This is a genomic window from Variovorax sp. RA8 (assembly GCF_901827175.1).
Classification (GTDB): Bacteria; Pseudomonadota; Gammaproteobacteria; order Burkholderiales; family Burkholderiaceae_C; genus Variovorax.
Genome location: NZ_LR594662.1, coordinates 6,321,141 through 6,345,755, shown reverse-complemented (window position 1 = coordinate 6,345,755; position 24,615 = coordinate 6,321,141). Strand labels below are relative to the sequence as shown.

General features: G+C 66.6%; 20 protein-coding genes. 11 read left to right on the top strand and 9 right to left on the bottom strand.

What is annotated here, in order from left to right; all coding sequences use genetic code 11:
* Positions 1-13: 13 nt before the first annotated feature.
* Positions 14-898 carry a dioxygenase family protein gene (locus E5P3_RS30205; protein WP_162589329.1) on the bottom strand — a complete coding sequence of 295 codons (885 nt, stop codon included), beginning with the start codon at positions 896-898 and terminating at the stop codon, positions 14-16.
* Between the two features lie 106 nt (positions 899-1,004).
* Here E5P3_RS30205 and E5P3_RS30200 point away from each other — a divergent pair, with 106 nt between their 5' ends.
* The gene (locus E5P3_RS30200; protein WP_162589328.1) at positions 1,005-1,913 is read left to right on the top strand and encodes a LysR substrate-binding domain-containing protein; all 909 of its coding nucleotides are present in this window, start codon (positions 1,005-1,007) and stop codon (positions 1,911-1,913) included.
* A 52-nt stretch (positions 1,914-1,965) separates the two neighbouring features.
* Here the strand turns inward: E5P3_RS30200 and E5P3_RS30195 are convergent, their stop codons facing one another.
* Entirely contained in the window at positions 1,966-2,466 is a 501-nt protein-coding gene (locus E5P3_RS30195; protein ID WP_162589327.1) for a glycine zipper domain-containing protein, read from the bottom strand.
* 226 nt (positions 2,467-2,692) lie between these two features.
* Between E5P3_RS30195 and E5P3_RS30190 the strand changes: the two genes are divergently transcribed.
* The 3 genes from E5P3_RS30190 (at position 2,693) to E5P3_RS30180 (ending at position 8,614) form a co-directional block, all read left to right on the top strand.
* Positions 2,693-7,813, top strand: coding sequence for a non-ribosomal peptide synthetase (locus tag E5P3_RS30190; protein WP_162589326.1), 5,121 nt, complete (start codon positions 2,693-2,695; stop codon positions 7,811-7,813).
* A 100-nt stretch (positions 7,814-7,913) separates the two neighbouring features.
* Entirely contained in the window at positions 7,914-8,177 is a 264-nt protein-coding gene (locus E5P3_RS30185) for a hypothetical protein (protein ID WP_162589325.1), read from the top strand.
* Between the two features lie 83 nt (positions 8,178-8,260).
* A complete protein-coding gene (locus tag E5P3_RS30180; RefSeq protein WP_162589324.1) occupies positions 8,261-8,614 on the top strand; it encodes a DUF2200 domain-containing protein in 354 nt (117 codons plus the stop codon).
* 29 nt (positions 8,615-8,643) lie between these two features.
* Here E5P3_RS30180 and E5P3_RS30175 read toward each other — a convergent pair whose 3' ends face one another.
* Positions 8,644-9,639, bottom strand: a complete 996-nt coding sequence (locus E5P3_RS30175; protein ID WP_232073385.1) for an SLAC1 anion channel family protein — start codon at positions 9,637-9,639, stop codon at positions 8,644-8,646.
* A 108-nt stretch (positions 9,640-9,747) separates the two neighbouring features.
* Between E5P3_RS30175 and E5P3_RS30170 the strand changes: the two genes are divergently transcribed.
* From E5P3_RS30170 to E5P3_RS30150, 5 genes are all read left to right on the top strand, one after another.
* Positions 9,748-10,701, top strand: coding sequence for a GlxA family transcriptional regulator (locus E5P3_RS30170; RefSeq protein ID WP_162589322.1), 954 nt, complete (start codon positions 9,748-9,750; stop codon positions 10,699-10,701).
* Between the two features lie 139 nt (positions 10,702-10,840).
* Entirely contained in the window at positions 10,841-12,565 is a 1,725-nt protein-coding gene (locus E5P3_RS30165; RefSeq protein ID WP_162589321.1) for an adenylate/guanylate cyclase domain-containing protein, read from the top strand.
* A gap of 93 nt (positions 12,566-12,658) precedes the next feature.
* Positions 12,659-13,141 (top strand): Rrf2 family transcriptional regulator, encoded by a 483-nt coding sequence (locus E5P3_RS30160; RefSeq protein WP_162589320.1) that lies wholly within the window; start codon positions 12,659-12,661, stop codon positions 13,139-13,141.
* A complete protein-coding gene (locus tag E5P3_RS30155; RefSeq protein ID WP_162589319.1) occupies positions 13,128-14,024 on the top strand; it encodes an NAD(P)/FAD-dependent oxidoreductase in 897 nt (298 codons plus the stop codon). The genes E5P3_RS30160 and E5P3_RS30155 overlap by 14 nt, the downstream gene beginning before the upstream one ends.
* A 153-nt stretch (positions 14,025-14,177) precedes the next feature.
* A complete protein-coding gene (locus E5P3_RS30150) occupies positions 14,178-14,759 on the top strand; it encodes a hypothetical protein (protein WP_162589318.1) in 582 nt (193 codons plus the stop codon).
* Positions 14,760-14,844: 85 nt separating this feature from the next.
* Here the strand turns inward: E5P3_RS30150 and E5P3_RS30145 are convergent, their stop codons facing one another.
* Positions 14,845-15,738 (bottom strand): LysR family transcriptional regulator, encoded by an 894-nt coding sequence (locus E5P3_RS30145; RefSeq protein WP_332107399.1) that lies wholly within the window; start codon positions 15,736-15,738, stop codon positions 14,845-14,847.
* Positions 15,739-15,880: 142 nt separating this feature from the next.
* Between E5P3_RS30145 and E5P3_RS30140 the strand changes: the two genes are divergently transcribed.
* A complete protein-coding gene (locus tag E5P3_RS30140; RefSeq protein WP_162589316.1) occupies positions 15,881-17,332 on the top strand; it encodes an amidase in 1,452 nt (483 codons plus the stop codon).
* On the opposite strand, the gene acuI is transcribed toward E5P3_RS30140, so the two are convergent.
* The 5 genes from acuI to acuR all read right to left on the bottom strand — a co-directional run bounded on the left by acuI (position 17,333) and on the right by acuR (position 22,918).
* Positions 17,333-18,313 (bottom strand): acrylyl-CoA reductase (NADPH), encoded by a 981-nt coding sequence (acuI, locus tag E5P3_RS30135; RefSeq protein WP_162589315.1) that lies wholly within the window; start codon positions 18,311-18,313, stop codon positions 17,333-17,335. It abuts the gene before it with no gap.
* 22 nt (positions 18,314-18,335) lie between these two features.
* Entirely contained in the window at positions 18,336-19,220 is an 885-nt protein-coding gene (locus E5P3_RS30130; RefSeq protein ID WP_162589314.1) for an enoyl-CoA hydratase, read from the bottom strand.
* Between the two features lie 28 nt (positions 19,221-19,248).
* Complete coding sequence (locus E5P3_RS30125) at positions 19,249-20,508, bottom strand: CaiB/BaiF CoA transferase family protein (RefSeq protein WP_162589313.1); 1,260 nt, start codon at positions 20,506-20,508, stop codon at positions 19,249-19,251.
* Between the two features lie 21 nt (positions 20,509-20,529).
* Positions 20,530-22,194 (bottom strand): GMC family oxidoreductase, encoded by a 1,665-nt coding sequence (locus tag E5P3_RS30120; protein ID WP_162589312.1) that lies wholly within the window; start codon positions 22,192-22,194, stop codon positions 20,530-20,532.
* Between the two features lie 88 nt (positions 22,195-22,282).
* On the bottom strand, positions 22,283-22,918 hold the full coding sequence (gene acuR / locus E5P3_RS30115; protein ID WP_162589311.1) for an acrylate utilization transcriptional regulator AcuR: 636 nt from the start codon (positions 22,916-22,918) through the stop codon (positions 22,283-22,285).
* A gap of 470 nt (positions 22,919-23,388) precedes the next feature.
* On the opposite strand from acuR, the gene urtA reads away from it, so the two are divergent.
* Positions 23,389-24,582, top strand: a complete 1,194-nt coding sequence (gene urtA / locus E5P3_RS30110; protein ID WP_162589310.1) for an urea ABC transporter substrate-binding protein — start codon at positions 23,389-23,391, stop codon at positions 24,580-24,582.
* Positions 24,583-24,615 lie beyond the last annotated feature (33 nt).

The following is a 24,615-nucleotide window of genomic DNA, read 5'->3' as shown; positions in this document are numbered from 1 at the left end:
AGAGAAAGGGGACTCAGGCCGCAGGTGCAAGCCTGACGTCGAAGCTCGCCGAGTAGTACGGCTCGCGCATCTCGCGCCCGTCCACCGCCTTGCCCGGCGCGTGCTTCTCGAAGTCGACCACCAGGCTGTCGCGCTTGCCGAAGACGGCGTCCTGGTCGATGTACGGGCTGCCGCCGACGAAGACCTGGGTGGTAAGGGTCACATGGCCGGGTGCCGAAACCATGAGGTGGATGTGGCCCGGCCGGTAGATGCTGCGCTCGGTGGCATGCATCATCTGCCCCACCGGCCCGTCGTCGGGAATCGGGTAGTAGGCTGGCCGGATCGACCAGAACCAGTAGCGCCCCTGCGCATCGGTGCGGAAGCGCCCGCGCGCCGCCATCGTGGGCTCGGTGCTCAGTTGCACGTCGTACTTGCCCTCCCCGTCGCCCGACCACACGTCGAGCACCGCGCCTTCCAGCGGCGCGCCGTGCACGTCGGTCACGCGGCCCATGTAGAAGGTGGGCTCGCCGCGCGCGCTGCCGCTGATGTCCGCGCCCAGCGGCATGTCGGGCGCGCCGGCCCAGTAGAACGGGCCTTCCACCGTGGCTTCCGTCGCCTCGGTCGCGCCCTGCGCGCCGGCGCCGGCGCGCGCCTGGTCGAGCGCCACCACCATCATCGACAGGCCCAGCGTGTCCGACAGCAGGATGAACTCCGGCCGCTTGTCGGTCGAGATCTGCCCCGTGGCCTCGAGGAACTTCATCGCCGCGAGCCATTCCCCGGGCTTGAGGTCCACCTCGCGCGCGTAGGCGTGGATGTGCTTCACCAGCGCGGTCATGAGCTGGCGCAGGCGCGGGTCGGGCGTCTTCGCAAAGGCGTCGAGCACGTCCTGCGTGATGCTGTCCTGGTTGTAGTCGGCCATGGCTGTCTCCTGTTTCTGGCCGGACGATAGGCCGCGCAGGAGGCCGCGGCAAATGATGAATTTCCATGGATATCATCGATGGCATCGATCATTCGCAGGGGTTTTCATGGAGATGCGGCATCTACGCTATTTCGTCGCGCTGGCCGATTGCCTGAGCTTCACGCGGGCTGCCGAGCGCGTGCACGTGACCCAGTCGACCCTGTCCCACCAGATCAAGCAGCTCGAGGAAGAACTGGGCCAGCCCCTCTTCGAGCGCATCGGCAAGAAGGTGGTGACGACCGAGGCCGGCGAACTGCTGCGCGGCTTTGCCTCGCGCGCCCTGAAGGAGGTGGACCAGGGCGTGGCGCTGCTGAAGCCCGGTGCCGGCAACCTCACCGGCAAGGTCCGCATCGGCGCCACGCACACCTTCAACATCGGGCTCATTCCCGAATGCGTCGCGCAGTTCCTCGCGCGGCATCCCACGGTGCGCATCAGCGTCGAGGAGCTCGCGGCCGAGGTGATTGCCGCGCGGCTTGCGGCCGGCGAGCTGGACCTCGGCATCTCCTACCGGCCGCAGGACCCGACCGGCCTGTGGTTCGAGCCGCTCTACAACGAGGAGATGGTGCTCGTCGTCTCGACCGCGCATCCGCTTGCGCACCGCAAGCGCATCCGCATGGTGGAGCTGCACCGGCAGGATCTGGTGCTGGTGTCCTCCAGCTTCTCGACCCGCACCATGCTCGACGAGTGCTTCCACGCCTGCGGCGCCGAGCCGACGGTGGTGGCCGAGATGTCGACCGTGGCGCCGATGCTCGCGCTTGTGGCGCGCACGATGATCGGCTCGATCGTGGCGATCAACGCCGTGCCGGAGGCGATGGCGGGGCTGAAGATGATCCCGCTGGAGAGCCCCACTCCGGTGAGGACGCCAGGCATCCTGTGGCGGCTGGGGGAGACCAAGCCGGCGGCGGTGCAGTCCTTCGCGGTGATCTTGCGGAAGACGGCGTTGAGCAACAGCCTCCGGCGCGAGGGCCCTGGATGAGTCGAGGCAAAAAAAACGGCCCCTTCGGGCCGTTTTTCCTTTGCGCAGCTACTCAGCGCCCGTCGCGATCCGAGTCGCCGGGAACCGCACGTTCGACGTTGTCGCTGAGGCGTTGCCAGGCATCGCGAGTCGCGTGCTTGGCGCGTTCCCATTCCAGCGACGAGCGACCACGCGAAGTGCCCCAGTCGCGGCTCAGCTCGGGCTCGACCTCATCGAACTGGCGGTTGGGGTAGCGCGAATAGGCGTCCACACCGTAGCGGTACGCCGGCGAATAGTCGTCGTAGCTCGATCCGCTCTCGACGTAGGGGCGCCCGGTGTAGTTGTCGCGCCAGTACGCGTCTTCCGCCTCCGGGTCCGCCTTGGCCATGCGGCCGGCGACCGCTCCGGCAACCGCGCCAACCACGGCCCCGACAGCAGCGCCCACGGGGCCGGTCATGCCGCCGACAGCGGCTCCCGCAGCTGCGCCGCCTGCCACGCCACCCGCGGCGCCGCCAACCACCGCGCCAACGCCAGTGGCGGCTGTCTTTTCCTTTGTGTCATTCCGTTCGGCCATCGAAGTCTCCTTGGTTCAAAAAAGTGGGAGAACCAAGGTTCTAATCACCACGCCGCGAAGCACAGCGTCGATGGTCCCGTCCCGCTGAAGGGTGTCTGCTGTGCCCCACGACGGTGCCCGCCTACACGCATCACTGCGATGCTGCGATGTCGGCGGGTCTTCACCTTCAGGCCTGTGCGCCGCCGTCCGACACGCTCCGTTCAGCTCAGCAGCAATGCTGCAGACAATGCGGAGTCTTTCAAACTCTTACACCGCTCCAGCAGCCGGGTCCCCATCGGACGGCCCCCTCGGGCCCGCTCGACAGGGCACTGACGAGCCGGACTCCGACGCGTTCGATCCCTTCGCCTTCGGCGAGGTCGAGACGATCATTCCCACCACCGAGGCGCAGCGCGAAATCTGGCTCGGCGATCGCCTGAGCGAGGAAGCAGGGCTGGCGTACAACGAGGCCAGCGCGCTGCGGCTCGCCGGCCCGCTCGACGAGGCCGCACTGCAGCGCGCGATCGACCGCCTGGTGGAGCGCCACGATAGCCTTCGTGCGACCTTCTCGCCGGAGGGCACGCAGCTCTTCATCGCGCCACCCCCGGCCTGCGTGCTGCAACGCATCGATCTGTCGAATGCCGATGCAGCGGAACGGGAGCGCCGGCTGGCCGCAGGCTTCGACACCGCAGTCCGCGAACGCTTCATCCTGGAGCAGGGCCCGCTCTTGCGCGCAAGCCTCTACCGCACCGGACCGGAAGACCACACCCTCCTGATCAGCGCCCACCACGCCGTCTGCGACGGATGGTCCTTGAGCGTGATCTGCACCGAGCTCGGCGAGCTCTACGCGCACGAGCGGGGCATGCGCCCAACCCCCGAGCCCGCGCCTCGCTATGCGGACTACGCGCAGTGGGAAGCCGAGGAGACGGCGAGCCCGCGCATGCAGGCCCACGTCGACTACTGGCTGGGCCGTTTCGCCGGAGGCAGCGTGCCGGTGCTCGAACTGCCGCTCGACCGGCCGCGCCCCGCGGTGCGGACCTTCCGGTCGCGCCGGATGGACGGGCTGCTCGACGCCGAGCTCGTCGACGGCGTTCGCAAGCTGGCCGCCGGATCGAGCGCCAGCCTCTACGCCGCGCTCTTCGGCGCCTTCGCCGGCCTGCTGCATCGCCTTACCGGCCAGGACGACGTGGTCATCGGCATCGCTGCGGCCGGCCAGCTCGCCAGCGACATGCCCCGGCTCGTCGGGCATTGCGTCAACCTCCTGCCGCTGCGGGTCTCGGTGAACGCCGCGACGCCGCTGGCCGAACTCGCCAGCCAGAGCCGAGGCCTGCTGCTCGATGCCTTCGAGCACCAGAACCTCACCTACGGCACGCTCCTCAAGAAGTTGCTGGTGCCGCGCGACCCGAGCCGCCTGCCGCTGGTGAGCGTGCTCTTCAATGTCGACGCCAGCACCGAGCGCCTCGCCGGCGAGTTTCCGGGCCTGCAGGCGCAACTGCGCAGCATCCCGCGCGCGTACGAAAACTTCGAGCTCTTCCTCAACCTCACGCCCGTCGCCGGCGGCATGCAATGGGAAGTGCAATACAACGTCGACCTGTTCGACGACGAGTCCATCGCCCGATGGATGAGGATGTACGAAGGCCTGCTGAGGGCGGCCGTGCGCGAGCCCGGCGTGGCGCTCGGCGGAGTGGACCTCCTCGACGCCGCCGAGGAAGCGCGCCTCCTCGCTCTCCAGCCGGCACCCACCCCGCTCACGCGCGGCAGCCTGGTCCACGCAGGCTTCGAGCGGACGGTGGAGGCGCAGCCCGATCGCGCCGCGCTGCGCCACGAAGGCCGGCAGTGGACCTATTTCGAACTGGACGCGCGCGCCAACCGCCTGGCCCACGCCTTGCGCGCTCGCGGCATGGGCCGCGGCGAACGCATCGGCCTGTGCCTCGAGCGGGATGCGGACATGCTGGTCGCCGTGCTGGCCGTGCTCAAGTGCGGCGCAGCCTATGTCCCGCTGGACCCGGATTTCCCGAAGGCGCGCCTCGACTACCAGGCAGAGGACGCGCGGCTCGGCCTGCTGATCACCACGTCCCGCATCGCCCACGCGCCGAGCGCCTGGTGTGAGGACGGCGACGGGCAGATCCTCTGGCTGGACAAGGACGTCGAATGGCTGGACGCACCGCCGACGCCGCTGCTCCCCGGCCCGCAGGACGCGCAGCCCGGCGACATGGCCATCCTCATCTACACCTCCGGCTCCACCGGCAAGCCCAAGGGCGTGGGCATCGCGCACGAGGCAGTGGCCAACCTGCTGCAAAGCATGCGCGAGACGCTGCGCATCGGCCCCGACGACCGCGTCGCGGCGGCAACCACGCTGAGCTTCGACATCGCCGTGATGGAGCTGATCCTGCCGCTCGAGGCCGGCGCGGAAATCGTGCTGGTCGCGCGCGAGACGGCCAAGGACGGCCAGGCCTTCCGCCAGCTCATCGAGCGTGAACAGGTCACCGTGCTGCAGGGCACGCCGACCGCCTGGCGCCTGCTGCTCGATGCGCAATGGCAAGGCAGCCCCGGGTTGAAGGCCATCACCGGCGGCGAGACCCTGCCCCGCGACCTGGCCCTGGCGCTCAGCGCACGTTGCGGCGAGCTCTGGAACATGTACGGCCCCACCGAAACCACCGTCTACTCCACCGCGTGGCGCGTCGACGGTGCGCAGCTCGCGCGCAACGGCGTCTCCATCGGCCGGCCCATCGCGAACACCAGCGTCTGGATCATCGATGCCCAGGGACAGCGATGCCCTGTCGGCGTGCCGGGTGAAATCTGCATCGGCGGCGCCGGTCTTGCCATCGGCTACTTCGACCGTCCCGAGCTGACGCAGCAGCGCTTCATCCCAGACCCTGCTTCGAATACCGGCGGCCGGCTCTACCGCACCGGCGACCGCGGCCGCTGGCGCAACGACGGCCTGCTCGAGCACCAGGGCCGCCTCGACCACCAGGTCAAGGTGCGCGGCTACCGCATCGAGCCCGGAGAGATCGAGGCGTGCTGCAACGACCTGCCCGGCGTGGGCGCCAGCGTCGTCGTTGCACGCGAGGACCAGCCGGACGACGTGCGCCTGGTCGCCTACCTCGTCGCGGCGGCCGGTGCGCAGGTCGACACTGCCGCCGCGAAACGGGCGCTGTGCGCAAGCCTGCCGAAGTACATGCTGCCGCAGCACTTCGTCGTGCTCGCCGAACTTCCGCGGCTGCCCAACGGCAAGATCGACAGGAAGGCCTTGCCCGCGCCTGGCGCGTCTTCCGGTGCCGTGCAGGCCGCCGAGCTCGCGCACACCGTCGCGCCGCGCGACGAGCGCGAGCGCATCGTGCTGGCGGCTATGGAGCAGGTGCTGAGCCTGCCGGGCCTTGGCATTCAGGACGACTTCTTCGCGCTGGGCGGCCATTCCCTCCTGGCGTCGCGCCTTGCCACGCTGCTGTCTCGCGAGTTCGGCGTCACCGTGCCGCTGCGCACGCTCTTCGCGGCGCCGACGGCGGAGCGCCTGTCGGCGGCCATGGGCGAACTGCAGGCCAGCGGCGTCGCGCCCGTCGAGCACATCCGCCGCCGGGCGGGGCGCAGCAGCGCGCCGCTCACGCCGATGCAGGAACGCATCCTCTTCCTCGAGGAACTGCATCCCGGCCGGTCCGTCTACAACACGCCCTCGGCCCACCGCCTGACGGGCGCGCTGGACACCGCGGTCTTCCATGACGCGCTGCGCCAGGTCGTGCAGCGCCAGCCCGTGCTGCGCACATCGTTCACCAGAGACGCAAAGACCGGCGAGTTCACCGCATCGATCGCCGCCGAGGCACCGGTCGAGCTAATGCGCTTCGATCTGGCTGGCTTGCCTGCCGACCAGCGCGAACCAGAACTCGTCGAGAAGCTGCAGGAGGTGGCGGACCAGCTCATCGACATCCATCGTGCGCCGCTCTTCAATGCAGCCCTGATCCGCATCGACGACAACGACCACGTCTTCGTCTTCGTGGCGCACCGGCTGGTGTGGGACGGGGCTTCGGTCGACCTGCTCATCAACGAACTGTCGGCGCTCTATCAAGCCAGGCTGAGTGGCGTGCCGCATGCGCTGCCCGAGCTGACCGTGACGCACGCCGACTATGCCGAGTGGTACCTCGACTGGCTGGCCTCGCCGCAGTTCGAGGAACAGCTGGGCTTCTGGAAGAAGCGCTTTGCCGATGCTCCACCGCCCAGGGCCCTGCCCACCGACAGGCCGCGCGGGGCAGGCATGACCGGCCAGGGCCACACCTATTGGATGGCCCTCGATGGCGAGCTGACGCAGCAGCTGCACGCCGTGGCGCGCAGCCACCAGGTCACGCTCAACATGCTCGCGCTCGGCGTGTACGTCCTCCTGCTGGGCAGCGTGGCCGATGTGCGCTCGCTGGTGGTCGCCACGCCCGTGCGCGGCCGCCAGCTCCCGGAGACCGAGCCCGTGATGGGCATGTTCGGCAACCTGCTGCCGCTCCCGGTGGAGTTGGATCTTCAGCAGACGCTGGGCCAGTTCATGCAGTCCCTGAAGCAGCGACTCATCTCGGCGCTCGACAACCAGCAGATTCCCTTCGAGCGCTTCGCGGGCGAGCCGGAGTTTTCGGCGCGCGCCAAGGGCGTCGGCCTGTACCAGGTGCTGTTCTCCTTCGAGGACACGCGCGAGCGCGCGCAGAGCCTGGGCCCGCTGCACCTTCGCCAAGTCCAGGTCTCGCAGCGCGGCGCCACGGAGGACCTTGGCCTGTGGCTGACCGAGGGCCCTGACGGCCTGGAGGGCGGCCTCACCTACAACGCCGACATCTACCGGGGCGAAACAGCCTTCGCCCTGCGCGACCGCTACGTGGAGTTGCTGCGGCGCGTGGCAGCGCAAGCGCAAGAGAGCCTGGCGGCCCTGGTCGCAGACGGCGATTCGGCCGAAGCCGCGCAGCTCGTGCACCTGTCGCGCGGCGATGCGGCCGAGCCGGCATCCCGCGAGCGCGCCGAGCCTGCGATGGGCCTGGCCGCGTCGACGTCGGCCCCTGCCGCGCTTGCCCCCAGTCAACTGCGGCTGGCGCAGATCTGGGCCGACGTGCTCAAGATCGAGACTTCCGACATCCGGCCCAGCGACAACTTCTTCGACCTCGGCGGCGATTCACTGCAGGCCATGCGCGTGATCCAGCTGACGGAACGGACCCTGGGCTTGCGCACCGCGCCGCCCCGGTATGTGTTCGAAAACCTGGGCCAACTCGCCTCCCGGGAGGCTGCTCTTGCCGTGCCCGTGGCCGAAGCGCGGCGCGCCGGCAGCGGCGCGAAGCGCGACGATGCGCCGGCACGAGGCCTGCTCGGCAGAATGTTCTCCGGCTGGGGCAAGGCGCAAAGAAGCAGCTGAGTTTCGCGCAGCAGCGCCCCGCTGCTCCCATCGAATCGAGAGTGCGGGCCCCCGGCTCCCTTTTGGTCACAGCGCCCGCTCGACATTCACCCCAAGCAACATGCCAAGTTTTCTCCGATCCATTGCAGTCACCGTCGATGAGCCTGATCCGGGCCATTTCTATTGGGTCCTGCTGGAAGCGCAAGGGCCTGGCGACGACTTTCGCCTCTTGCATTCGGCGCCTCGCGGAACCGACAGCTACGAGCACGCCTTGCGGGAGGGCGTGAACGCGCTTCGCAGGCTCTATGACACGCACGAGCGCGGTCCGCGTCGCGAAGCCCTGGACGAGGACGAAAATCCTTCGGGGTGGACGCCGCTGGCGTAGCACAAGCCCTCCATCCGCAGCATCCCAGTGACGCACTGCGTGGCGGGACGCAAGTCGAGGCCCCAGCTCCCGGAGTCATGTTCATGCCGAAGCATCAGATTTTCGCGACAGCGTTTGCAAAGGTGTATCCGCTGTACGTTCAGAAGGCCGAGCGCAAGAATCGGACGAAGGAGGAAGTGGATCGAATCATTTGCTGGTTGACCGGCTACGACGAGGCTGGCCTGAAGCTGCAGATCGAACAGGAGAACGATTTCGCGACCTTCTTTGCTCAAGCGCCAGCCATGAATCCGGACAGCTCACTGATCAAGGGCACCATCTGCGGTGTTCGCGTCGAAGAAGTTGGCGATCCGCTGATGCAGAAGATTCGCTACCTGGACAAGCTGATCGACGAGCTCGCGAAGGGCAGGAAGATGGAGCAGATCCTCCGGCACCCATAGGCGAATGTGCATCTTCCTCCTGCCGGGCCTCATGTGAAAAGCTTGCCGTTCAGCGCGATGTGGATGGTTCGGACGGTGAGCACCGCCATGGCAAGACTCAGCGCACCCAACAGCCCGACCGCGAGCCACCACAGCGGGCCGCTGTCCCGGAACGCGGAGTACCTGAGCGCCGCGTTGGCCAGCGCTGCCATCGGGAAGCCGATCGCCCACCAGGACGGAGAAAAGCTCACGCTCGGCCGGAACACCTTCGGTGCGACCACGGCGAACATGAACAACCCGAAATACAGGAGCAGTGCAGCGAACCGATCGATGCCGCCAACGACATTCGTGTAGGCGATGAAGCCTACCGCGAATGGCGCGACCAGAATCATGAGCGACGGTGTCATGGCGGCCGCAAGCGGGTCGCGATGCACGAGCCGGCTGATGATCATCACGAGGATCACGAGCGCCATCACGGCGCCGACGGCGCAAGCCATCAGGTTGATTTCCGAAGCCCAGGCCATGGACATGTGTTGCCCCGTGACGGGGATGTCCAGCGTGGCCACGCACGGAACAATCCACGCGGGCACGGCGTGCGATGCATCGACCTGGCCTTTGAGCAAGCGCGAGACGGCGATGAAGCTCAGCGCGAGGGTTGCCACCACGCCGATCGTCCAGATGGCCGGCGCAGCGGCCGCCGCATAAGGCGCGACAACGGCAGACAGCAACAGGATCGAGATCGCGATGGTGCCGAAGAAGCTGCCCGCCACCGGGTGGTGAAACTCCGCGTACACCGCCTCGGGATGCTTCACGAGCTTGGTCAGATACCCCAGCGAGATCAGCGCGAACACGCCCAGTGCGAACACGCCAATGGCTTCGCCGACCAAAGCCGTCGCGCCGAGGCTGTCGTGTGCGAGCCGCCAGGCCAGCGCCAGTCCGGCCAGGCCCATGACCGAGGCGAACAGGTTGACCGGCAGGTTCTTCACGGAGCCTTCGCTGCGAAGGCCCGAGGGCGAGGAAGATGGGCTGAGAGCGGGACTTTGCACGGCGGTTCGGTTGGCAGTATTTGCAGGACTTGATAGTTTCTGCCAAGCTCTCCTCATTGCCGCTGCCAAGCGCCGGCGTTTTCTGCCAATCATCGGGCCAAGTCAGCCATGCGCATCGCCATCCTCGCGTTTCCGCGCTTCCAACTGCTGGATGTTGCCGGACCCGCCGACGTCTTCGCCGAGGCATCGCGCCAGCTCGGCAACCCGCGCGCCTACCAAGTGCAGGTGATCGGCACCAACGAAGGCATGCTCCGAAGCAGCAGCGGGTTGCGCCTGGCCGTCGACGCGACGGTGGCGACGCACCGCGCGCGCATCGACACCTTGCTGGTCGCGGGAAGCCCCGACATCGAAGACATGGCGAGCGATGCGCAGTTGCAAGGCTGGCTGCGGCGCCAGTCCCGCAGCGTGCGGCGCTATGGCTCGGTGTGCACCGGCGCTTTCGTCCTGGCCGCCTCGGGACTCCTGCAGGGCAAGCGCGTGGCGACCCACTGGAATGCCGTCGCCCGACTCGCTGCGGCCTATCCGGGTACCTGCGTGGAAGTGGACGCCATCTACGTGAAGGACGGCAAGCTGTTCACGTCCGCCGGGGTGACTGCCGGCATGGACCTCGCCCTTGCGATGGTGGAGGAGGACCATGGGCGCGAACTCGCGTTGCAGGTGGCGCGCCAGTTGGTGATGTTCCTCAAGCGCCCGGGCGGGCAGAGCCAGTTCAGCGCGCACCTGGCCGCGCAGACCTCCGAGCGTTCCAGCGTGCGCGCGGTGCAGGAGTATGTCCTTGCGAGACTGACCGACGACCTGTCGATACCTGCCCTGGCTTCGCGCGCCGGCATGAGCCAACGCAGCTTCGCGCGGATCTTCCGCAGCGAGACCGGCACGACGCCCGCGGCCTTCGTCGAGCACGCGCGGATCGACGCAGCCCGCCGCCTGGCGGAGCAGTCGGACCTGCCGGCCAAGCGATTGGCCGCCGCGGTGGGCTATGCGAACGTCGACGGGTTTCGACGCGCGTTCGGGCGTCGGCTCGGGGTGAGCCTTGGCGAGTATCGAAGGCGCTTCTCGGCATGATGTGAGCAGACCCTGCAGCCATCGGCTGGCCCGCGCCGCTCAACGACTCTCAAGCAAGAGCTTCTCGTCGACGCCTCCATATGGCGCCGCCGCCGGTTGAGGTCTACGATCCTGCTCTCTAACCCATCGGGGGCAGGCAATGGACGACACCGGCATTCGGCAGCGCCTGGCAGCCATATTGGTTGCGGACGTGTCGGGCTATTCCCGGCTCATGGCAGGAGATGAGCGTCGCACCATCGCCGCGCTCGATGCCGGGCGCAGCGTCTTCAAGGCCCAGATCGAATCCCACCAAGGCCGCGTGATCGACATGGCCGGGGATTCGGTGCTCGCCATGTTCGAGACGGCCATCGGCGCAGTGACGGCTGCACTCGAGATACAGAAGACGCTCAACGCGTCGATCGAGCAGACTCCCGACGATCGCCGGATGCGATTTCGAATCGGCGTGCATCTGGGCGATGTGATTGAAAAGGCCGACGGCACGATCTACGGTGATGGCGTGAATATCGCTGCGCGGCTGGAAGGGCTGGCCCATCCGGGTGGCCTGACCATCTCGGGAATGACCCAGGAGGCGGTGCGCAATCGACTCCAGGCGACATTCGAAGACCTGGGCGAGCAATCGGTCAAGAACATACCGTACCCCGTTCGGGCATTTCGCATCCACACCGAAGGCACGGGCGTGCCGCCGCCTCGGGCCGCGCCCCCGACCCGCAGGTCGAGAAGCCCGGATGCCAAGCCGAGCGTGATGTTGTTTGGGCTCGAATCGCTCGGCGACGACGCACAAGGTCAAGTGCTTGCCACCGCTGCCACCGAGGAAATAGCGTCTGCGCTGGCAAAGCTGACCGGCCTTACCGTGGTCACCTCCGCCGAGATGGCCGACTACGCGGTAAGAGGAAGAGTCCAGAACGCCGCAGGCCGGGTTCGGGCCACTGTCCATCTGCTCGATCAGCACACGACAAAGGAATTCTGGTCGCAGCGCTTCGACTCCACATCGGCCGATGTATTCCAGGCGATCGACGATCTTGCCCTGCGCGCCTCGACGGCCGTGCGCTACGAGATCCATGCGCGTGAAACCGAGATGGCTGCGTGCCATGCGCCCGAAGAACTCAGCGACGAGGAGCTGCTCTCGCAGGCAGGTCATATCCTCCTGTGCTCCAGGCCCGCCGAATGGCGGCGCTCCAGGGAGCTGATTGATCGGGTGATCGGCAGGAGTCCTGACAACTTCATGGCGCTGAGCATCCGCGCGGCTGGCGCGATGACGCAGGTGATTTGCGGCTACAAGGAGATGTCCGCCGAAGAGGCCGCCGACTGCCGCCGTCTCGCGCGCAGGGCCATCGACCTGAACGAGCGAAGCGATTTCGGCCATTCGATTCTCGGAACCTTCCACCTTTATGGCGAGCGTGATACTGCCTCGGCCATTCGCGAGGCCAAGCGGAGTCTCGAGCTGAACGCAACCTACATCATGGCGATGGACCTTCTAGGCGCCGCGATGATCTTTTCAGGAGATGCTGCAGCAGGTGTTGCGCATTGCCTGAAGGCGGCCGAAGCCAATCCTCGCTTCCCCGCCAACGCATGGTTCATGCAGAGCGTGGCGCTCGGATATTTCGTTCTCCAGCGATACGACGATGCCGTCGAATGGGCTCAGCGTGCCGACCAACGCGAGCGCAACGTCCCTCGGTACCTTCTGCTTCTCACCACGGCCGCGTGGCACGCGGGGCAGTTCGACCTGGCGCGGCGAGCGGCCCACAGCCTGCGGGCGGCATGCCCCGAATTTCGGCTGCGCGACCTGAGAAGGTGGCCGTTCCAGGACCCGGACCAGGGGTCGCGCTTCTGCCGCGGCCTCGTCGAATGCGGCCTGCCGGAGTGATCGGCAGCCGCCAGCGTGCGTGAAGGTCGTGGGCAGGGCAGGGCGGATGGCATTGCCGAGCGCCGGGTCATTTTATGCAACTACAATAGTTGCATGAAATCAAGCAGTCAGCTTTCCGACGTCTTGCACGTCATCCTGCACCTGGCGCAAGCCGACGCTCCACTCACCTCCGAGGCGCTCGCCTCCGCGATGAGCACCAACCCTGTAGTGCTGCGCCGGCTGATGGTCGGCCTGCGTGAGGCGGGCCTCGTCTCATCCGGGAAAGGGCACGGCGGGGGCTGGGTCATGTCCGCGCCGGTGGAAAGCGTCACGCTGCGCGATGTGCACATGGCGCTGGGCGCGCCCGCGCTGGTGTCGCTCGGGTTCCGGGAGGACCGGCCGGAGTGCCTGGTTGCGCAGGTGGTCAACGAATCGCTGCAGACCGCCGTGCAGCAGGCCGAGGCCTCCCTGCTGAAGCGCCTGGAAGGCATCACGCTGGCCGAGCTGTTGAAGGGTTTCGAGCGCCGCCTCAAGACGCACCGCCCGGCGGGCGCGTCCATCACCCATCGTCTGGAGGACCACCATGGTCAAGACTGAATTCGCCGTCATCGGCGGCAGCTATGCAGGTCTGTCCGCCGCCCTGCAGCTCGCTCGGGCTCGCCGGGACGTCACGGTGGTGGACGCCGGGCTGCGCCGCAACCGTTTCGTCGACGAGGCCGGCGGCACGTCGCACGGGTTCCTGTCCCGCGACGGGGTGGCACCCGGCGCCATCGCTGCGGAAGCCCGGCGGCAGCTGCTGCGCTATCCCACGGTGCGATGGATGGAGGGCATGGCGGAGGACGCCCGACAGCGCGAAGGCGGACACTTCGAGTTTCGCGTGGGCGAACGCACGGTGGAGGCGGCGCGGCTGGTGTTGGCTACCGGCGTGCGCGACGAGCTGCCGGCAGTCGCGGGCCTGGCCGAGCGCTGGGGCCGCAGCATCTTCCACTGCCCCTATTGCCATGGCTATGAGTTGGAAGCCGGGCCCATCGGCATCATCGCGGCCTCTGAGATGGCGCAACACCAGGCCATGATGCTGCCCGACTGGGGAACGCCCACCCTGTTCCTCAACGATGCCTACCGCCCATCCGACGAAGACCTGGCCGCCTTCGCGCGTCGCGGTACGCAGGTGGAGGCCGCGCGCATCGTGCGGATCGAAGGCAGGGCGGACGTGGTGCTGGCCGATGGTCGGACGCTGTCCATGAATGGCCTTTTCACCCAGCCGCGCAGCCACATCGGCAGCTCCATCGCAGCCCAGCTGGGTTGTGCGCTGGCCCAAGGCCCGATGGGGGCTTTCATTCAAGTGGATGCCATGCAGCAGACCTCTGTGCCGAACGTCCTCGCCTGTGGCGATGCCGCACGGGCGGCTGGCAACGTGGCCCTGGCGGTCGCGGACGGCGCCATGGCCGGGGTCGCCGCGCACCGGTCGACCATGTACTGAAGCGTTCGATGCCGTTGCTGCCAACATGACGTGATTGAACATTGGTCGAGCGCGAAGCGAGGCGCCCGTGCGCGAAACGGCTTGATCCATATCAAGCCCAGCGAAAGGTGAAGTGCCACACTGCTCGAGGTGAGCAACCCCTAGGAGTCGAACATGCGCATTCGCCTTGTCGCCGCGGCGTCCATCTTGGCCTTGGCGATCGGCGCGGCGCCGTTCGCATCGGGCGCCCCCTCCGATGCCACAAGACTGAGGAGAACACAGCTCCAAGCCCAAGGCGGTTCGTGCGATGCCGCAGGGAATTGCAGCGAATTTTCCGTCTGGATCTATGAGGATCTCGATGGAGTCACCCAGGGCGTGGTGTCGAGCAGCTACCGCACGTCCTCGACGACGCTGAGCTACGTCACTTGTCGGGGACCTGCGTACGCCAATGCAGCGTCTCTCAATCCAGGAAACGGACGAATTACCGTCAGTGCCACGCTCAATCCGTCTTCCGCGGATTGCAGCAGCTTCAACGCCTCGACCGTTGTCATCGACCTGACCGGCAATCCAGACGGAACCGTTCACACCACGACGGAGGGCACTTCCAGAACGGAACTGCCAGGTCTCAAGGAAAGCTACAGCTTTCGCACCGAAATGTTCGGCGAATCCTTTGTCGGAACGAACGGCTACACGACCGGCTCGTTTGGCGGATGGGCCGAGGCGACGCGGACGAGCGAGTCCACGAAAACGAAGTAGTCAGCCAGGCGGCCCCGCGGCATGGGCTTGTGTGTGGGTTGCCATCTGCCAGGCGCGGTATGCAAGGCAACGAGCCGCACCCCACTCAGACGCGATCGAAGCTGAGTCTTTGCTTGAGATAGGAGATGAATGCCTGCACTTTCGGAGACGGCATCCGCTCCCGGGAAGAAAGCGCATTGAGATCCTGCGGCGGGCCGACCCATTGTGGCAGCACGCGCACCAAGCGGCGCGCCTTGACATCCGTCGCCATGCTCTGCTCCATGGCCAGTGAAATGCCTTCCCCTTGGCACAAGGCGTCATAGAGCAGCGCCGGATCGCTTGCCACAACGACCGGGTCGATCAGGTAGCCGCGGGGTTTGCCACTGCCCTTTCGCAACGGCCACACATAGCCGACGTCGCGACGGGCCTGATGCAGCGCCAGTGTCGGATGGCCGCGGAGGGCTTCAGGCGTCTCTGGTGGTCCCGCGCGGCGAAGGTATGCAGGGCTTGCGAAGGTGCCGGAAGGAAAGCTCGCGAGTCGCCGCGCCACGAGGCTGGAGTCCGGCAGCTCGCCGAGGCGCAGTGCAATGTCGATCTCATCGTCGACCAGGTCGAGTGTTGCGTGTGAGGCGACGATCTCCAGCCTCACGTCGGGGTAGCTCGCGCGGAATCCGGGCAGGAGCGGCGCGAACCAGCTCACGCCGAACGAATAGGGCATGGTCACGCGCAGCCACCCGCGCGGGCCGTCGCGCAGTTGGTGCACGGCACCCTCGGCGGCCTCGAGTGTGCTGGCGATGGAACGACATTGTTCGAAATAGATCGCTCCCGCTTCAGTCAGGCTCAGCTTGCGCGTGGTGCGCCGGAGCAACTGCGCCCCCATGTACTTCTCCAGCTCGTAGACGCGTCGGCTGACCGTGGTCTTGGGGACCTGCAGTGCGCGCGCCGCGGCGGTGAAGCTGCCCTCCTGTACCACCCGGATGAACACGAGCGTGTCGTTCATATCTCTTGCCATGTTCAACGTCCGTTCGAGGGCTCACAAGTCCGGCATTGTCCCATCCGTGGGCCAGTTCTTGCCATCTGGGTGGGCTAATCAAAACGGCTGGCCTTCCCTATCTTCGGTGTCCCACCTCTGGAGAAACACCATGAACCTGAGCGAATACACGGCTTATGACGCCGTCGGCCTGGGACAACTCGTCGCTGCCGGCGAAATCCGGCCGGTAGAACTTGCTGCGCTCGCAAGGTCCGCAGCTGATGCCGTGAACCCTCGAATCAATGCCGTGATCGAGCACTGGGCGCCTGAAGAATCGGATCTGGCTACGCTGCCGACCGGCGGCCCGCTCGCGGGCGTGCCGTTTCTGATCAAGGATCTCGCCATCCAGATGGCGGGCAGGACGAACGAACTCGGCAGCCGTCTGGCTCAGGGTGTTGTCGCATCGGGTGACTCGAGTCTCATGAGCCATTTCAGGCGGGCCGGCCTGGTCACCATCGGCCGCACGACCACGCCCGAAATGGCCTTCAGTACGGAGACAGAGTCCGCATTGCAGGGAGCGACCGGCAACCCCTGGGACACCCGCGTCAGCGCGGGCGGCTCCAGTGGTGGCTCCGGCGCAGCCGTGGCGGCGGGCGTGGTACCGATGGCGCATGCAACGGATGCAGCGGGCTCGATCCGCGTGCCTGCTGCCTGCAACGGTCTGGTCGGCCTCAAGCCCACGCGCGGCCGCACGTCCAACGGCCCTGCGCTCGATGAGGTCTTCGCGGGCCTCGGAGTGCAACTCGGCGTCAGCCGCACGGTGCGCGACAGCGCCGCACTGATGGATGCGGTGCAGGGCTACTCGGCGGGCGATCCGTACTACACCGCGCCGCCCGCGGACAATTTCCTGTCGGAGGTGGGGCGCGACCCTGGCAGGCTGCGCATCGGGCTGATGGTCCACGCGTGGAACGGCGAGCCAACGTCGCAGCCCGTTGCGCAGGCCACGCGCGACGCGGCGCGTCACCTGCAGTCGCTCGGTCATCACGTCGAAGAGGCCACGCCGGCGCTTGGCGTGTCGTGGGAAGCCTTCGTCCATGCCAATGCGCAGATCTGGTGCGCCACGCTGGTGCGCTGGATCGATGGGCTTGCCGCCGCAACCGGCCGCCCCGTCGATGCGACGACCCTCGAGCCTTCTACGCTCGCGAACTATCGCTATGGCCGCAGCGCGAGCGCTGTCGACTTCGCCGCTGCGCTCGAAGTGCGCAATACCGTCGCGCGCGCGGTCGGTGAATGGTTCGTGAAGATGGACGTGCTGATGACGCCCACGCTCCCGCAGCTGCCGGGGCTGCTCGCGACCTACAGCGAGGGCGCCGAGCGCATGAGTGGCCTGGAATGGACGGCGCGCGTCTTCCGGCATGCCTCCTTCACACCGCCGGCCAACGTGGCGGGAACACCCGCGATGTCCTTGCCGCTGGCCGTGGAGCCCGGCCACGGCCTGCCCATCGGCATCCAGTTCGCCGCCGGCTTTGCGCGCGAAGACCTGTTGCTGCGCCTGGCCGGGCAGCTCGAACAGTCGGTGCCCTGGGCCGCCCGGCGTCCGGCGGTTTGGGCAGGTCGGGCGTAGTCAGTCCGCCGTGCGAACAACGATGCGGCCCCTGATCCTGCCGGCCATCAATGCCTCGGCGGCATCGATGGCGTCCGACAGCGTGATCTCGCGGGTGATGGTCTCGAGCCGCGACGCATCGAGATCCCGCCCGAGCCGTGTCCACGCTTCGTTGCGCAGTGCGAGCGGCGCCATCACGCTGTCCACGCCGAGCAGCGCGACGCCGCGCAGGATGAATGGCATCACCGTGGCGGGCAGGTCCGCACCCTGCGCAAGGCCACAGGCAGCGACGGCACCGCCGTAGCGAGTCTGCGCGCAGGCGTTGGCCAGCGTGTGGCTGCCCACCGCATCGACGACCGCGCGCCAGCGCTCCTTCTGCAGCGGCTTGCCCGGGGCCGAGAGCTCGGCGCGGTCTATTACCATCGCGGCGCCCAGCGCCTCCAGGTAGGGCGCCTCCGCGCTCTTCCCCGTTGCTGCCACGACCCGGTAGCCGAGCCCGGACAGGAGGGCGACCGCCACCGACCCGACGCCGCCGGTCGCGCCGGTCACCAGCACCTCGCCGTCTCCCGGCTCGAGTCCATGGCGCTCGAGTGCCATCACGCAGAGCATCGCTGTATAGCCCGCCGTCCCGATCGCCATGGCCTGCCTGGTCGTGAACGTCTCCGGCAGGCGTACCAGCCAGTCTCCGCTCAGGCGTGCGCGTTGCGCCAGGCAGCCCTTGTGCCTCTCGCCGACGCCAAAGCCGTTGAGCACCACACGGTCGCCGGGTCGCCAGGCTGGGTGACTGCTTTCCCGTACGGTACCCGCGCCGTCTACCCCGGCCACCATGGGCCATTCACGGACGACCGGCGACCTGTTGGTGATTGCCAGGGCGTCCTTGTAGTTGAGCGTCGAGTAGTCGACGTCGATCGTGACGTCGCCGGGAGGTAGAAACCCATCGTCGACCTCGCGAATCGCCGCGGCGAACCCGGGTGACTTGTCCAGTACCAGTGCCTTGAACATGCTTGCTCCTCGAATGCGGCATTCAGCGATGACGAAACACCGGCGCGCGCTTGCTCAGGAATGCGTGCATTCCCTCCTTCTGGCCGTCCGTGGCGAACGCCGCCTGGAACAGGCGCCGCTCGTGGAGCAGGCCCTCGGCGAGCGAGACTTCGTGTGCACGATTCACGGCTTCCTTCGCCATGCGGACGGCGGGGGCGTTGTAGCCCGCGATGGTGTGCGCCGCCTCGAGCGCCGTTTGCAGGAGCTCGGCGGCGGGCACCACGCGCGCAACGAGGCCGGACGCTTTCGCCTCCGCGGCGTTGATGCTCCTGCCGGTCAGGATCAGATCCATCGCCAGCGCCTTGCCGACGGATCGCGTCAGGCGCTGCGTGCCACCGATGCCCGGAAGGATGCCCAGCTTGATCTCCGGCTGGCCGAAGTGTGCGTCGTCGGCGGCGATGATGAAGTCGCACATCATCGCGAGTTCGCAGCCTCCTCCAAGGGCATAGCCGCTGACGGCGGCGATGATCGGCGTGGTGATCGCCTGCACGCCCTGCCAGGCCGCGAACACGTCGTTCGCCTGGAGCTCGGCGAAGGTCTTGTCGGCCATCTCGGCAATGTCCGCGCCTGCCGCAAAGGCACGCGGGCTTCCGGCGATCACGATGGCGCCAACGTTGGCATCTGCATCGAATGCGCGAAGTGCCGCGACCACCTCGTGAGACAGCACGGTGTTCAGCGCGTTGAGGCTTCGCGGACGGTTGAGTGTGATCAGGCCGACGCGCTCTCGGCGCTCCACGAGGATTGTTTCGTACAGCGCCGGTCCCGATGCGCGAGGGGATGTGTTTCCCGCAGCGGGTTGGCGGTCCGTCTTGGCGGTGGACGGCTGTGGGGACAACACGGGTGAAGCCTTGGTTGCTGTGGCGGACATGTCTACTCCTTGTTCGGTAAGTCGTGGCTCAGGCTGCTTCGGTCAGGGAGGCGGGCAGCTCGCGTGCCGGAAGATCTGCAGGACGCTCGGCCGGTGCGTAGTCGCCTGTCCCCGACATCAGCTCGGCGAGGATGCGTTCGCGGTGTTCGTCCAGTCCTGGCGCACGCATGGGGGTGTTCACGTCGATGTCCTCGAATCCGCCGAGCTTGATGGGATTGCCGGCCGTGCGCACCGATCGCTCCGACTTGCCCTGGACCTGGATGATCATGTTGCGAGCGAGCAATTGCGGATGTCCGAACAGCCGGTCGATGGTGTTGATGGGCGCGCATGGAACGCCGGCCTCGTTGAGACGATCGATCCAGTGCTCGATGGCCTCCGTGCCGGTGATGGCCTCGATGGCGGCGACCATCGCCGGCCGGTTGCGGCAGCGCAGGTCGTTACTGAGAAAGCGCGGGTCGAGCGCAAGCGCCGGACTGCCAAGCGCGTCGGCCATGAGCATGAAGAGCTGATCGTTCCCTGCGGCAATCACGAAGCGGCCATCCCGCGCCGCGAAGGTTTCGAAAGGTGCCAGGGAAGGGTGGCTGTCGCCGGTCCTGGTCGGCACCTTGCCCTCGACATCGAAGCGCGCCAGGGCGGTCTCCATCAGGGCAGCCTGGCAGTCGAGCATGCCGATGTCGACCCGCATGCCTTGGGCATCGTGCGTGCGCTTGTAGAGGGATGACACGATGCCGACCGCCGCGAACAGGGCGGCGCTCAGGTCGCCGAAGCTCGTCCCTACGCGCGCAGGCGGCGCATCGGGCCAACCGGTCAGGCTCATGACACCGCCCATCGCCTGCACGACCATGTCGTACCCCGGCAGGTCGCTGAAAGGGCCTGTGTGTCCGAAGCCGGAGATCGATGCGTACACGATGTGTGGATGGGTACGGGCGAGTCGCTCGGCGCCGTAGCCCAGGCGGTCCATCACGCCCGGTCGAAAGTTCTCGACGACCACGTCGGCGTGCAAGAGCATCCGCTCGAGCAGTTCGCGGTCGCGCGGGCTCTTGAGGTCGAGCGCGATGCTTTCCTTGCCCCGGTTGAAACACATGAAGTAGGCCGACTCCTTTTCCACGAAGGGGCCGAAGGCGCGAGTGTCGTCGCCGGTGCCGAGCTTCTCGATCTTGATGACGCGCGCACCGAGATCGGCCAGGATCATCGTGCAGTAGGGCCCGGCCAGGACGCGCGAGAAGTCGAGCACCGTGATGCCGTTGAGCGGCCCCTTGCGGCCGGTGTCGGAGGTAGATGTCTCCATGTCGTTGTCTCCTGTAGAGGTCTATTGCCCGGCAGCGATCCAGCGCGAGGCCTTCTCGGCGATCATCAGCGTGGGGCTGTTGGTATTGCCGCTGGTGATGGTCGGCATCACGCTGGCATCGACCACACGCAAGCCACGGAAGCCGCGAACGCGCAGATGGCTGTCCACCACCGCCATCTGGTCCGAGGCGGCTCCCATCTTTGCGGTGCCGACGGGGTGAAAGATCGTCGTGCCGATGTCGCCCGCGAGCCGGGCGAGCTGCTCGTCGGTTTCGTATTGGGGCCCGGGCTTGAATTCTTCCGGCTTGTAGCGGGCCATCGCGGGTTGCGCTGCGATTCGCCGGGTGACGCGCAGCGAGTCGGCGGCAACCCGCCGGTCTTCCTCGGTGCTCAGGTAGTCGGGTGCGATACGCGGCGCATCCGCGAAGTCGGCACTTCGGATATTCACGCTGCCTCGGCTCGTCGGATTGAGGTTGCACACGCTGGCCGTGATCGCAGGGAAATCGTGCAAGGGCTGCCCGAAGGCATCCAGGCTGAGTGGCTGCACGTGGTACTGGATATTCGCGTGAGCGCGCGACGCGTCGCTCTTCGTGAAGATGCCCAGCTGCGAAGGAGCCATGCTCATCGGGCCGCTGCGTTTCAATGCGTACTCGAGCGCGATCTTCGCCTTGCCGATGAGCCGAGTCGCCTGGGTGTTGAGCGTCGCTGCGCCGTGCACCTTGTAGACCGACCGTATCTGGAGGTGGTCCTGCAGGTTGCGCCCGACACCCGGCACGTGCGCGACCACAGGCACGCCGTGCGACTGGAGCAGGGCGGCATCACCGATCCCGGAGAGCTGCAGGATCTGCGGTGTGCCGACCGCGCCGGCGCTCAAGACGACCTCCCGTGTCGCCTTCACGGTGCGCCGCTCGCCAGCGTGCACGAGCTCGACCCCCCGGCACACGCGAACGCCATCGGCGTCCTGCTCGAACAGCAGGCGGCAAACCTGTGCCCCGGTCCAGACTGTCAGGTTCCTGCGTTGCTTGCGAATGGGACGAAGAAACGCCTTGGAGGCGTTCCAGCGCCATCCGCCACGCTGGTTCACTTCGAAATAGCTGACGCCGCGGTTGTCCCCGCCATTGAAATCCTCGGTGGCCGGGATGCCGGCCTGCTGTGCGGCAAGCGCGAACGCATCGAGCACGTCCCAGCGCAGCCTCTGCTTCTCGATGCGCCACTCCCCGCCGGAGCCATGGAGCGCCTTGAAGGCCGCCATGTCATCGGATGAGGCAAGCCTCGACGCATCGAGGCGGTAGTGGTCCTCGTGTGCACGGAAGTCGGGCAGGCAGTTCTCCCAGGTCCACGCAGCGTCGCCGGTGGCTTCTGCCCATCGCGCATAGTCGCGGGCCTGGCCGCGCATGTAGATCATTCCGTTGATGCTCGAGCACCCGCCCAGGGTCTTTCCTCGTGGATACAGCAGTGACCGGCCGTTGAGTCCTGCTGATGCCTCGGTGCGGAAGCGCCAGTCGGTGCGCGGGTTGTCGATGCAGTACAGATAGCCGACCGGGATGTGGATCCAAGGGTAGCTGTCCGGACCGCCCGCCTCGAGCAGCAGGACGTTGCGTTCGCTGTCGGCACTCAGGCGGTTCGCGAGCAGGCAGCCCGCGGTGCCCGCGCCGATGACCACGTAGTCGAAGGCGTGCACGCTCATGGCGCGCCTCCGCGATCTCCGAGTTCAAGAAGCGTTGTCTTCATCATTATTAGACCGATCGTCTATTGAAGGTCAAAAAAAAGGGCGGTCAGGCCCCGATGCTTTGCCGAAAAAGCCTGGCGAACATCTGGAGTGGTGCAGCCTTGCGTTCGAGCTTGGCGCGGAGCACCGCGCCTTCCCAACCGGTCCAGAGGAATGCCGCCCATTCCGCGCAGTCCGTTGCCTTGCCGATCTCTCCGTCGCGCCTGGCCTGCTCGAGCACCACTGCCGTGCGGCGTTGCCAGTCGAGCAGCACGTTGGTCAGCTGGGAACGAAAGGCTTCGGGCAGCGTGCCCATCTCCTGGCCCAGGTTACCGACCAGGCAGCCACGACGGAATCCGAAGCGCTTCATGCCACGCTCGGCGTCGGCGAAGAAGGCGTCGATTCGGTCGAGCGGAGACTTGGTCTCGTCCAGCAAGAACCTGTCGAGCTTACGGACGAAGTACTCGTCGTAGCGTGCGATGAGCTCCGCGCCGAACGCTTCCTTGTTGGCAAAGAAATGATAGAAGGAGCCCTTCGGAACGCCTACGGACTTGAGGATCTCGTCGATGCCGGTCGCCGAGAAGCCCTTCTCCGTCAATGCAGCGACGCCGGCATTGAGAAGCGCCTCGCGCGTCGCACGATAGTCGCCTGCATCCTTGGCGGGGCGGCCACGCCTGCGTGGCAGAACAGTGATGGAACTCATGGCAAGATTATTAGACCGCTTGTCTCTGTAAATCAAGCTCTTTCATGCAGCGTCGAGCCGGCGCGTGATTCCTGACGGCTATTTTTGTGAGGGAGAGGGGCGGTCGCAGCCTCCTTCAGAACCCCTGGCGATGGGCGACGGTAGCTGCCGAAATAGACCGATCGTCTAGGATTTGTAATGGCAAACCCCTATTCGCGCCGACAGGCTGCGTGCTAAATTTCTTCGCAGACGAGAACTTCGTCGCTCATCATTTCGCACCGACTGCCAGTGTTGCCAGTCAGGTGCAAGGCAACAGGGCCTGAACCGGTTAACCCCCGGGTCAGGCCCTTTTGCTTTTTCGGCTTCTGAAACGACTTCATCGAAATGGACGCAGTTGCGCCCAGGGGTGAACTCGGCCTCAAGAAATCGAGCGAGATGCCAGCGGTGGAGCCGTCAGAGCCAAGCACCTCAACCCTTGAAGGAGAGATCTGATGAGCCCAATGAATCGCCGCGACCTGGTCAAGACCGGCGGCACCATGTTCGTTCTTGGCGCTGCCTCGGGCAGCGCGCTGTTCACCGCAGCCGCCAATGCGCAGGAAGGCGTGAAGCTCGGCCTGCTGCATTCGCTCTCGGGCACCATCGCCATTGCCGAGGCCTCGCTGGTGGATGCGGAGAAGATGGCGATCGACGAGATCAACGCCGCGGGCGGAGTCATGGGCCGCAAGATCGAGGCGGTGGTGGAGGATGGCGCGAGCGAGAACTCGGTGTTCGCCGAGAAGGCGCGCAAGCTCCTGGAGCGCGACAAGGTCGCCGCGATCGTCGGCTGCTACACGTCGGCTTCGCGCAAGGCGGTGCTGCCGGCGCTCAGCCGTGCGAAGGGCCTGCTCTTCTACCCGACCTACTACGAGGGCCAGGAGCAGGACAAGCACGTGGTGTACACCTCGCAGGAGGCCACGCAGTCCGTGGTCGCCGCGGTCGAGTGGCTGGTGCGCGAGAAAGGCAAGACCATCTTTCTCGTCGGCTCCGACTACATCTATCCGCGCACCTGCAACAAGATCGCCAAGCCGACCATTGCCAAGCTGGGCGGCAAGGTGCTGGGTGAAGAGTACGCCCCGCTCGGGCATACCGAGTTCTCATCCATCATCAACAAGATCAAGGCTGCCAAGCCCGATTGCATCTACAGCACCGTCGTCGGCGGATCGAACGTCGCGTTCTACAAGCAGCTGCGCGCAGCCGGGCTCGACGGCACCAAGCAGACGCTCCTGTCCACCGTCGTCTCGGAGAACGAGATCGAAGGAATCGGCAAGGACAATGCCGTCGGCTACTACGCCTGCATGGGGTACTTCCAGAGCATCAAGAACCCCGCGAACGAGAAGTTCGTCAAGGCCTTCAAGTCCAAGTACGGACAGGATCGCGTCATCGGCGATCCGATGGAGGTCGCCTACAACTCGGTCTACCTGTGGAAGCTCGCGGTCGAGAAGGCCAAGTCCTTCGACCCTGAGAAGGTGCTGGCCGCAAGTGCGAGCGTCGAGCTCGATGCGCCGGAGGGCAAGGTGCGTGTGCACGCGACGAACCAGCACGTCTGGAAGAAGGTGCGCGTCGGCAAGGCGCTGCCGAACGGCCAGTTCGACATCGTCTGGGAGTCGCCCAACCTCGTCGAGCCCAACCCCTTCCCCACGCTGTAGTCGGCGGCGCGGCACACACCTCCAGACACCGGA

Bases quoted from the DNA above. Each gene is read 5' to 3' on its own strand.
- E5P3_RS30205 (WP_162589329.1), bottom strand. From the start codon at position 898: ATGGCCGACTACAACCAGGACAGCATCACGCAGGACGTGCTCGACGCC.
- E5P3_RS30200 (WP_162589328.1), top strand. From the start codon at position 1,005: ATGGAGATGCGGCATCTACGCTATTTCGTCGCGCTGGCCGATTGCCTG.
- E5P3_RS30195 (WP_162589327.1), bottom strand. From the start codon at position 2,466: ATGGCCGAACGGAATGACACAAAGGAAAAGACAGCCGCCACTGGCGTT.
- E5P3_RS30190 (WP_162589326.1), top strand. From the start codon at position 2,693: ATGCGGAGTCTTTCAAACTCTTACACCGCTCCAGCAGCCGGGTCCCCA.
- E5P3_RS30185 (WP_162589325.1), top strand. From the start codon at position 7,914: ATGCCAAGTTTTCTCCGATCCATTGCAGTCACCGTCGATGAGCCTGAT.
- E5P3_RS30180 (WP_162589324.1), top strand. From the start codon at position 8,261: ATGCCGAAGCATCAGATTTTCGCGACAGCGTTTGCAAAGGTGTATCCG.
- E5P3_RS30170 (WP_162589322.1), top strand. From the start codon at position 9,748: ATGCGCATCGCCATCCTCGCGTTTCCGCGCTTCCAACTGCTGGATGTT.
- E5P3_RS30165 (WP_162589321.1), top strand. From the start codon at position 10,841: ATGGACGACACCGGCATTCGGCAGCGCCTGGCAGCCATATTGGTTGCG.
- E5P3_RS30160 (WP_162589320.1), top strand. From the start codon at position 12,659: ATGAAATCAAGCAGTCAGCTTTCCGACGTCTTGCACGTCATCCTGCAC.
- E5P3_RS30155 (WP_162589319.1), top strand. From the start codon at position 13,128: ATGGTCAAGACTGAATTCGCCGTCATCGGCGGCAGCTATGCAGGTCTG.
- E5P3_RS30150 (WP_162589318.1), top strand. From the start codon at position 14,178: ATGCGCATTCGCCTTGTCGCCGCGGCGTCCATCTTGGCCTTGGCGATC.
- E5P3_RS30145 (WP_332107399.1), bottom strand. From the start codon at position 15,738: ATGAACGACACGCTCGTGTTCATCCGGGTGGTACAGGAGGGCAGCTTC.
- E5P3_RS30140 (WP_162589316.1), top strand. From the start codon at position 15,881: ATGAACCTGAGCGAATACACGGCTTATGACGCCGTCGGCCTGGGACAA.
- acuI (WP_162589315.1), bottom strand. From the start codon at position 18,313: ATGTTCAAGGCACTGGTACTGGACAAGTCACCCGGGTTCGCCGCGGCG.
- E5P3_RS30130 (WP_162589314.1), bottom strand. From the start codon at position 19,220: ATGTCCGCCACAGCAACCAAGGCTTCACCCGTGTTGTCCCCACAGCCG.
- E5P3_RS30125 (WP_162589313.1), bottom strand. From the start codon at position 20,508: ATGGAGACATCTACCTCCGACACCGGCCGCAAGGGGCCGCTCAACGGC.
- E5P3_RS30120 (WP_162589312.1), bottom strand. From the start codon at position 22,194: ATGAGCGTGCACGCCTTCGACTACGTGGTCATCGGCGCGGGCACCGCG.
- acuR (WP_162589311.1), bottom strand. From the start codon at position 22,918: ATGAGTTCCATCACTGTTCTGCCACGCAGGCGTGGCCGCCCCGCCAAG.
- urtA (WP_162589310.1), top strand. From the start codon at position 23,389: ATGAGCCCAATGAATCGCCGCGACCTGGTCAAGACCGGCGGCACCATG.